6 protein-coding genes are annotated in these 6,160 nt (G+C 67.7%); all 6 read right to left on the bottom strand.

The annotated features are described in order from the left end of the window. Positions 1-6: 6 nt before the first annotated feature. The 6 genes from cmoB to ACLFRM_RS01320 all read right to left on the bottom strand — a co-directional run bounded on the left by cmoB (position 7) and on the right by ACLFRM_RS01320 (position 6,159). Positions 7-1,005 carry a tRNA 5-methoxyuridine(34)/uridine 5-oxyacetic acid(34) synthase CmoB gene (gene cmoB / locus ACLFRM_RS01345; RefSeq protein ID WP_410753820.1) on the bottom strand — a complete coding sequence of 333 codons (999 nt, stop codon included), beginning with the start codon at positions 1,003-1,005 and terminating at the stop codon, positions 7-9. Between the two features lie 7 nt (positions 1,006-1,012). Further along, positions 1,013-2,080 carry a DUF2860 family protein gene (locus ACLFRM_RS01340; protein WP_410753818.1) on the bottom strand — a complete coding sequence of 356 codons (1,068 nt, stop codon included), beginning with the start codon at positions 2,078-2,080 and terminating at the stop codon, positions 1,013-1,015. Positions 2,081-2,192: 112 nt separating this feature from the next. Further along, positions 2,193-2,987, bottom strand: a complete 795-nt coding sequence (gene cmoA / locus ACLFRM_RS01335) for a carboxy-S-adenosyl-L-methionine synthase CmoA (protein ID WP_410753816.1) — start codon at positions 2,985-2,987, stop codon at positions 2,193-2,195. A gap of 79 nt (positions 2,988-3,066) precedes the next feature. Then, positions 3,067-4,188, bottom strand: a complete 1,122-nt coding sequence (gene mnmH / locus ACLFRM_RS01330; protein WP_410753814.1) for a tRNA 2-selenouridine(34) synthase MnmH — start codon at positions 4,186-4,188, stop codon at positions 3,067-3,069. A gap of 14 nt (positions 4,189-4,202) precedes the next feature. Beyond that, on the bottom strand, positions 4,203-5,270 hold the full coding sequence (selD, locus tag ACLFRM_RS01325; RefSeq protein ID WP_410753812.1) for a selenide, water dikinase SelD: 1,068 nt from the start codon (positions 5,268-5,270) through the stop codon (positions 4,203-4,205). A gap of 94 nt (positions 5,271-5,364) precedes the next feature. Continuing rightward, complete coding sequence (locus ACLFRM_RS01320) at positions 5,365-6,159, bottom strand: EAL domain-containing protein (protein ID WP_410753811.1); 795 nt, start codon at positions 6,157-6,159, stop codon at positions 5,365-5,367. Between the last annotated feature and the right edge of the window lies 1 nt (position 6,160).

The raw sequence follows: 6,160 nt of genomic DNA, 5'->3' as shown, positions 1-6,160 counted from the left end.
GGGTTCTTACCCGGGGCGCCGGGCGGTGATGATGGCGCGGCGCGGGGCGGGCAGGCCTTCGCGAGTGCGGGAGGGATCGTCGGGATCGAGGAAATCGACCAGCGATTGCCGGTCGCCGAACCAGTCGGTGCGGTGCTGCTCCTCGGTGGTAGTCACCGTCACGTCGATCAGTTCGGGATCGACGAAGCCCATGCGTTCGAGCCAGCCGATCACGGCGGCCGGGCTGGGCAGGAACCAGACGTTGCGCATGCCGGCATAGCGGTCGGCGGGCGTGAGGATGGTGGTGGCGTCGCCCTCGACCACCAGGGTCTCGAGCACCAGTTCGCCACCCGGGCGCAGGCAGGCCTTGAGCTCGCCCAGATGGCTGAACGGGTCACGGCGGTGATAGAGCACGCCCATCGAGAACACCGTGTCGAAGTGCGGCCGGTGCGGGAAGCGCTCCAGGGTGGTGGGCACGATGCCGGCACGGGTCTCGCCCAGCAGGTGGGCGACGGCATGAAACTGCGCGACGAACACCCAGGTGGGGTCGACGCCCAGCGCGAAATCCGCCCCCGCGCCGAGCATGCGCCACAGGTGATAGCCATTGCCGCTGCCGATATCGAGCACCCGCCGCCCGGCGAGCGGCTGGATGCGGTCGACCAGTCGATCCCACTTGAGATCCGAGCGCCACTCGGTGTCGATCGACACGCCGAACAGGTCGTAGGGGCCCTTGCGCCAGGGGATCAGCTCGCGCAGCCACTCTTCCAGCCCGGGCAGGGCCTCGTCGGCACGGGCCGTTATCGCCGGGCCGTCGAGCCGGTTGATCGCGGAGGGCGGTCGCTCGGGCAGCCGGCCCACGGCGGCCAGCCACCGGTGCCAGTCGCCGTGGTTGACCGCGCCCCAGTCGAAGGTCCGCCACCCCTCCATCGGCATGCGCCGCGGGAGGCGACCGAGCGCCGCCCGCGTCTGGCGGGCCATTCGCTCGACCCCGAGGGTGACTTGGCGTTCCTTGCTCTTCTCCGTCATCGGTCGGTCAGAAGCGGTAACCCATGCCGATGGCGAACAGGCCGGTTTCCTGATCGTAGAAACGGATGTCGGAATCGCGCTCGGACCAGACGCCGTAGGCGTTGACCGACCAGTTGGACCAGCCGAACGGCTCGGCATAGCGCACACCGGCGGCGACGCCCATCTCGTCACCGTCACGGTACTCGTCGTAGATCGGCTGACGGGCGTCGTAGCGATCCACTCCGTAGTAGCCGGTCATCGAGACCGACCAGCGATCGATATCGTATTGCGCGGTCAGCTGCGGGCGTAGCAGCCAGCCACGATTGGCCGCGCCATCGGCATCGAGGTGACGGTACTGCACGCCCGGCGTGAGGCTGAGGTTGTCGGTCAGGGCGACCCGGTAGTTGAGGTCGAAGCGATGCTCGGTGCCCTCGCGCTCGAGCAGCCGACGCTCCGCGGACGACAGTCCCAGCGCCTGGCCGGAACGCTCGTCGTCGAGATCGCGTCGATAGAGCCGATAGTCGACCGACAGCCCGGTGCCGGCGATACCCGCCAGACCGAGACGCAGGCCGCGCCGATCGGCATCGGTGGCGTCCCGTCGCGTCCCCGTGACGAACGGGTCCGACCAGGCCTCGCTGTCATTGATGGTGAACGGGGTCACCGCCGCGGTCAGCAGCCCGACCCGATTCACCAGGTAGCGCGCCCCGACCTCGAGGGCCAGCTCGCCGTCCGCCAGAGCCGAACGCGGCGTGCCGGCATAGAGCGCGAGCTCCTTCGGCACCACGGTGTAATCCACCTTCCCCAGCACGCCACCGATCGGACGTGTCTCGCGCGCGGACAGGCTATAGAGGGAATCGATGCGTTTCTGGTCGCTGGACACGGCGAGGTTGGACCGGCTGGACAGGACGCCGACCAGCGGCTGGATCTCGCCGGACAGGCCCCTCTCGTCGGCAATCGGCGCCGCCTGAGCCTTGGCCTGGGTCAAAATCTGGGGCATCACCGCGCCCAGCAGACAAAGTGGCAAAACGGCCCGGCTGATCGCCAGGTGTCTGGCCGGGCGCAAGGGGTTGGCAACGGGGTTGTCGGACGGGTTCATCGGCTGCATTCCTGTTGTTCGCGTACCACGTTCCGCGCAATCGCTCGGCGCTGACCGCGCAGGATAAGAGGTATGTCCCTTCCCGCCATGAGCGGTTCCGAAGGAAAGCCGATCAGTCGACATTCCGCGTTGTTTTTTTGCATCGCCTCGCCAGCCAGAGGCAAAACCCATAGTGCCGCGAGAGCATCACCACCTCGCCGAATCCGGCGCGGGACAGGCGCTGCTCGTGGTCGGCGACCGTCTCGGTGTGCAACACGTTCTCCAGTGCCTGTCGCTTGCCGGCAATCTCCAGCTCGGAGTAGCCGTTGGCCCGCTTGAAATCATGGTGCAGCTCGGTCATCAGCGCCTCGGCGCCCCGGCCTTCCTCGTGGACCTTTTCCGCCAGCACCAGCACGCCGCCCGGGCGCAGGCCGTCGTGGATGCGCGCGATCACGGCGTCGCGCCGCGACGGATCGACGAACTGCAGCGTGTACCCCAGCACCACCATCGAGGCCCGCTCGGGCACCACCTCGGCGAGATCGGCGCAGACGAGCTCGGTACGGTAGGGTGAATGAAACGCCGCCAGCTGCGCGCCGGCGCGCTCGAGCATCGCCTCCGAATTGTCCACGCCGATCAGTTCGACACCCGCGGGCGGTGCCGCCATCCCCGCCAATGCCGAGCGGATCGAGAGGGTCATCGCCCCCAGCGAGCAGCCGAGGTCGTAGACGCGCGAATGGGGCTGGACGTGACGCCGGGCGATCGCGGCCACCAGTTCGAGGTTGAAGCGGTACCCGGGCACGGAGCGCGAGATCATGTCGGGAAATACCGCCGCGACCGCGGCATCGAAGCGGAACGCGGCCGGCGGCTGCGGGTCGCGGTAGAGATCGTCCCGACCGACCGGGGCGGGGTATTGTGGGGATTCCGACATGACGGCCTCGACCTTCCGAAGGGGCGGAAAAGTCTACCGCGGGCAGCCGGTATCGAACAGGCTCGCCGAGCCGAGCCGCTCAGGTTGCCGAACGCGGACGCAGGCCGCGCGCGATCAGTTCCTCGGCCACCGCCTCGGGCGGGCCACTGAAGACGATCCGGTCACGCTTGCCGGCGAGCTGGTAGTCGTACATCGGGTCGTAGTACTCGACCAACATGACGCGGATAAGGTCACGCAGGCCCTGAACGTCATCCTGCCCGTACCAGGCATCCAGCGCCTCGATGGCCATGCCGCGCACCCGGGCATGACGGACGCCACCGAGTCGCTTGGCGACCCGGTCGATCGCACCCAGGATATGGTCGCGCACCCGCGCGCTCGCGCCGATCGCGTCGGTGGCCAGCACGCGCCGATAGCCCGCCTCCAGATCGATGATGTAGTCCTTGAGGCTCTGCTCGACCCGCTCGTCGAGCGGGCGCTCGATCACCACCAGCGGCGATCGACGCATGCGTTCGAAGAGGGTCGGCGGTACCTGGCGGGCGCCCACCATCTTGCCCTCGTCCTCCACCAGGATCGGCTCGTCCGCGGCACGATGGCGCAGGCGCAACAGATCGATGGCGAGCTGGTTCTCGAAGTCGATCGGCATGGGTTGCGGCTCCGGCTCGCGACCGAAGGCCGAGCCCTTGTGGCGCGCCCGTCCCTCCAGGTCCAGGTGGCGCTCGAAGCGGAACAGGAACGGCGTCTTGCCCACCCCGGTGCGCCCGCCAAGCAGGATCAGCGGGGCATCGACCGACCGGTTTTCCAACGTCTCCAGCAGAAAGCGGCGCATGGCCTTGTAGCCACCGGCGACGCGCGGATACCTGATCCCCGCCTGCTCGTACAGCATCTGCTGGGTCAGTCGCGAGCGCAGCCCGCCACGAAAGCAGTACAGCAGGCCGTCGGGATGGGCCTCGGCGAACGCCTGCCACTGCGCGATCCGGCGGGCCTTTTCGTTCTCGTCGACCAGTTCGTAGCCTAGTGCGATCGCCGCTTCCTGGCCCGCCTGCTTGTAGCGGATCCCGACCTGGTGACGCTCCTCGTCGGTGAGCAACGGTCGATTCTCCGCCGTGGGAAAGGCCCCCTGGGCGAACTCCACGGGCGCCCGCACATCCAGCATGGGCCGCTGGTCGAGAAAGACCGACGCGATATCGGTAATGGTCGGCAAGTCGCCGCGTCCACTCACGCCATGCCGCCCTCATGGAAGACGACGCGCGGAGCCTCGTCCTCGTCGTGCAGGCGCCCGATCGGCGCGGCGTACAGCCCGGCATCGGTCAGCAAGGTGGCGACTGCATCGACCGCTTCGGGACGCACCGCCACCAGCAGCCCACCGGAGGTCTGCGGGTCACAGACGATCGCCCGGGCGAACTCGCTCATCTCGCCCAGTTCCCGGCCGTAGCTGGCGAAGTTCCGCCCGGTGCCCCCCGGCATCTGGCCGGCGGCGATGTAATCGGCGACCGACTCGATCAGCGGCAGCGATGCCACGTCGATCTCGGCGCGCAGCCGGCTGCCGCGAACCAGTTCGAGCAAATGCCCGCCGAGGCCGAAACCGGTGACATCGGTCATGGCGGTGACCGCATCGATCGTCGCCAGCTCCCGACCGATCCGGTTCAGGCGCGTCATGCTCTGCGGGGCGAGTTCGACATGGGCGGGATCGAGCACCCCGTTCTTCTGGGCGGTGGTGAGCACGCCGACACCCAACGGCTTGGTCAGGAAGAGGTGGTCGCCCGCCCGCGCGGTGTCGTTGCGCTTGAGTCGGTCTAGCTCGACCCGGCCGGTCACGGCCAGGCCGAAGATGGGTTCCGGGGCATCGATCGAGTGCCCACCGGCCAGGGTGATCCCGGCATCAAAACAGGCACTGCGCCCGCCGTCGATCACGGCGGCGGCCACGTCGGGCCCGAGCTTGTCGATCGGCCAGCCGAGGATCGCGATGGCCAGCAACGGCTGGCCACCCATCGCGTAGACATCGCTGATGGCGTTGGTCGCCGCGATCCGTCCGAAGGTGAACGGGTCGTCGACGATCGGCATGAAGAAATCGGTGGTCGAGATAACCGCACTGCCGTCACCGAGATCGAACACCGCCGCGTCGTCCCGCGAGTCGTTGCCGACGATCAGGCGCGCATCGGGTGCGATCGGCGCGAGATTCGAGGTCAGCATGTCGTCGAGCAGGGACGGGGCGATCTTGCAGCCACAGCCCGCGCCGTGGCTGTACTGGGTCAGGCGGATATCCGGGATTCGTTCTGGAGGCATGGCGTTATCGATATTGTGTTTCGAGTGCGGCCGGAACCGGGGAAGAAGCGGGCCGACCGCGGCTGTCGAGCGACGACACGACGTCGGGTGGATGTCAGGGCATCTCGGGGATCGGGAGGGCCTCGAAACCGGGCCGGGCGAACCAGTACCCCTGGAAGCGATTGAGCCCCATCGCGCGCAGCGCGTCGTACTCCTCGCGGGTCTCCACGCCTTCGGCGATCAGTTCGATCCCCATCTCCTCGCACATCATGGCCGTCGACCGAATCACGGCCTGCTTGCTGCGGTTCGTGTCCACGTCCCGGACCAGGTTGAGGTCGATCTTGACCAGGTCGGGCTCGAGTTCGATCAGGTGGTTCAGCCCGGCGAACCCTTCACCGTAGTCGTCGATCGCGCGCATCAGGCCACGTTCGCGGTATTCGTCGAAGATGGCCCGCAGGTGGGACCGATCGGTGATGCGCTCGGCCTCGGTGACCTCGAAGATCAATCGCCGCGGGTCGAAGCCGTAGATGCTCGCCGCCTCCATGGTCGCACGGATGCAGGCCGCCGGCTTGTAGACCGCGTTGGGCATGAAGTTGATGCTCAGGTTCGCCTGAATCCCCAGCTCCGAGGCCAGCCGAATGGCGGTCACCCGGGCCGCCTGGTCGAAGTAATACCGGTTATGGTCGTCGACCTGGGCGAGCACGCTACCGGCGGATTCGCCATTGGGTCCGCGCACCAGTGCCTCGTAGGCGTAGACCTCGCTGCGATCGATGTCGACGATCGGCTGGAAGGCCATCGAGAAGGCGAACCCGAGACGGTCCTTGGCCTCGGCGAGACAGTCGCGACAGCTGACCTGGCGCACCCCGTCGGGAAAGATCTGCAGATCGTTGAGTTCGTTCGCTTGCGGCATC

It is taken from the genome of Guyparkeria sp. (genome assembly GCF_046540515.1).
Classification (GTDB): Bacteria; Pseudomonadota; Gammaproteobacteria; order Halothiobacillales; family Halothiobacillaceae; genus Guyparkeria.
Note: the sequence above shows the minus strand (reverse complement) of the source record. Positions and strands in the feature narration are given on the sequence as shown.